At 57.0% G+C, this 2,458-nt stretch carries 4 protein-coding genes; 2 read left to right on the top strand and 2 right to left on the bottom strand.

Going from position 1 to position 2,458, the window contains the following annotated elements; all coding sequences use genetic code 11:
* A partial coding sequence (locus tag AAF465_17455; protein MEM7084509.1) for a DUF3426 domain-containing protein occupies positions 1-366 on the top strand: 366 nt, incomplete at its 5' end.
* A 103-nt stretch (positions 367-469) separates the two neighbouring features.
* Complete coding sequence (locus AAF465_17450; GenBank protein MEM7084508.1) at positions 470-922, top strand: hypothetical protein; 453 nt, start codon at positions 470-472, stop codon at positions 920-922.
* Positions 923-986: 64 nt separating this feature from the next.
* On the opposite strand, the gene AAF465_17445 is transcribed toward AAF465_17450, so the two are convergent.
* Both AAF465_17445 and AAF465_17440 read right to left on the bottom strand, forming a co-directional pair.
* Positions 987-1,643 carry a DUF2959 family protein gene (locus tag AAF465_17445; GenBank protein MEM7084507.1) on the bottom strand — a complete coding sequence of 219 codons (657 nt, stop codon included), beginning with the start codon at positions 1,641-1,643 and terminating at the stop codon, positions 987-989.
* A 63-nt stretch (positions 1,644-1,706) separates the two neighbouring features.
* Positions 1,707-2,411, bottom strand: a complete 705-nt coding sequence (locus tag AAF465_17440; protein MEM7084506.1) for an SGNH/GDSL hydrolase family protein — start codon at positions 2,409-2,411, stop codon at positions 1,707-1,709.
* Positions 2,412-2,458: the final 47 nt, after the last annotated feature.

The raw sequence follows: 2,458 nt of genomic DNA, 5'->3' as shown, positions 1-2,458 counted from the left end.
GTGACGCCCGATTGGGATGTTGCCGGATGGCGTTTTGAGGCAACCAAAGGCAGCACCGACGAGAACGATGAGGTGCTCACTATTTATTCACGCATCGGCAATCGCAGTGAGACCGAATTACCCTACCCGCTGGTGCACGTGTCACTAACGGATCGGTTTGAAGAAGTGGTCGGCAGTCGCGTGATGGAGCCGTCAGAGTATCTGGTGGACAACAACGACCCCAGCCGACCGATCGCGCCGGGCAGCTCGTTTAACGCGGTGATCGCCATCGAGTCGGTCGCTGAAGATGCCACCGGGTTCAAGTTGAATGTCTGCTACCGCATGGCCAGTGGCCAGCTGCGGTGTGCGATCGAAGACTTTAAGTAGGCCGACAGACAATCCCTTATGGCCCGTGTGGCCAGCTCTTCGCCCCGTTTGCGCTAAGATACGAGCGGTCGACCCGTCGTGGCGCTACCCGAGCACGTAAAGCATGAGTATCAAGTCAATGCGCATAGAAAATTGGGCGCAACTCGTCGCCAATATTGGCGTGATTGCCGGCATCATTTTTCTCGCTTTTGAACTACAGCAAAATAACGAGCTCCTAGACGCAGAAGCTCGGCGCGACCGGGCCACTTTCCTCCAAGACACTCACCGCCTTCTAGCGACGGACGAAAAGTTGGCTGCTCTGGTCCTCAAGTCCAACCAAACATCAGATCTCACTGAATTGGAGCGCTTCCAGGTACACGAGTTCTGGCTGAGCGTTCTTCACAACATCGACCTGGCGCGAACGGAGATGCACGCCAGTGAACTCGAGCCGGTCGTGCAACGATTACAAACGTTTTTTCAAACGAGCGAAGGCCTTAAATCAACCTGGACAAGCGAGTCGCACCGCTTTAGCCCGGATTTTGTGGCCTGGATGGAAGATATCCGCACGCAGCAATAGCGGCACAACGAGCGACGCGTGTTTGGCAATCTCGCAGGATAGTCGTTCGCGGATGTAACCTGCGCTAACCGCGCATCTTGCTGATAAAGCTATCGGCCTCGTCAATCGCAACCTGCATGTCGCGCACCAGGGCATCGACATTCGCTTCTAATTTGGCCGCCTCGCCACGGAGCGCGGCAACAGCCTGTGCGTTCAGGCTGTGTTTGAGGTACAGCACATTGTCGTTCAGCACCGCCATGACCGGATCGACACGATTGCGCGCGACCTGCATGCTGTCGCGCATCTGCTTGAACTGTTGCCGCGACTCAGCCAACTTCTGCGCCTGATCGTTGCGCAACGCCTGACTGCTGTATAGCTCCAGCTCCGACTCCCACTCCTCGAATAGATCATTGCTCACTTGATCGATGGCCGCGAGATGATCGTCCAGGTCATCGGTCGCGTCCTGCGCCGACTCCACCTGCTTACTAAGCCGGTCATACTGTCGCTCCAACTCCCCGCCGTCGTGACCGATCAGCGTGCTGAGCTCCTCGTAGGCTGACACCAGCTCTTCGCGCGTATCGGCCTGTGCATCGCGTGCATCCTCGACGTCATCGACAAGAATATCGCGTTTGTGGATGCCCACTTTTTCCAATGCGGAATACTTGGCAGAGGCGCATCCACCGATAACAACAACCAAAACCAACAACGTCGCAGCGCGGAGCGAAAGAATCAACTTATGCATGGGGTCAACTATCTAATGAAGAGAATGGGAGAACTCAACGGTCCCTCAAGTGCCAACGCGAAGTCAAGCGCTCACCAGCCGCTCTGCCACCTCGGCACCGTATTCAACGTAGCTTTCCTCTGACGGGTGATAGCCATCCGGGGAAAACTTCGACGGATCGGGGTCGAAGTGCAGTGGAATGTACAACATGCCATCCCTAGGACTGACAATCTCTCGTGTCGCATCGTCAAACGCCCGGGCTCGTGAACCAAATACCGCGCGCAGCGGCTGCGGCAGCAGTGGAAAGCCGTGCATCGGCGGCATACCCGCGACCGCGATGACCGCGTTGGGCGAATGTTTGCGAAGTGTTTCAACCAATGTGGACAAGTTGCGCCGCCACGTCGGCAGAAAGGTCAGCCCGGTGATGTCGTTTACGCCCACCGAAACGATGACGTAGTCGAACGGTTCATCGGGCAACTGCGGCACCAAGATGTCGAGTACTTTGCGACAATCGAAACCGCTGGTTCCCAACGCCTGCCAAGTAACCTGACCGTCAATTTGCTGCGATAACGCGCGCGCCGTTTGCCCTACCAGCGCTTTCGATAGTTCCGAGGCGCCGACGCCAGCGATAATCGAATCGCCGATGGCGAGCAACCGCACCGTCTCACCATCACCCACAGCGCCCGTCGTCGGGCCGGATGCCGGTGCGAAACGCGGTGCCGTTTGCCGCACGTAGAGGGCCTGAGGGATCAAGAACGGGAAACTCAACCAAAACAAAAGACTGCGCATTCAGACCTCAAGAACGGACGGAAAAACTGCATCGGCGAACCTTGTCG

The sequence above is a fragment of the Pseudomonadota bacterium genome (genome assembly GCA_039028935.1).
Classification (GTDB): Bacteria; Pseudomonadota; Gammaproteobacteria; order Steroidobacterales; family SZUA-146; genus SZUA-146.
Note: the sequence above shows the minus strand (reverse complement) of the source record. Positions and strands in the feature narration are given on the sequence as shown.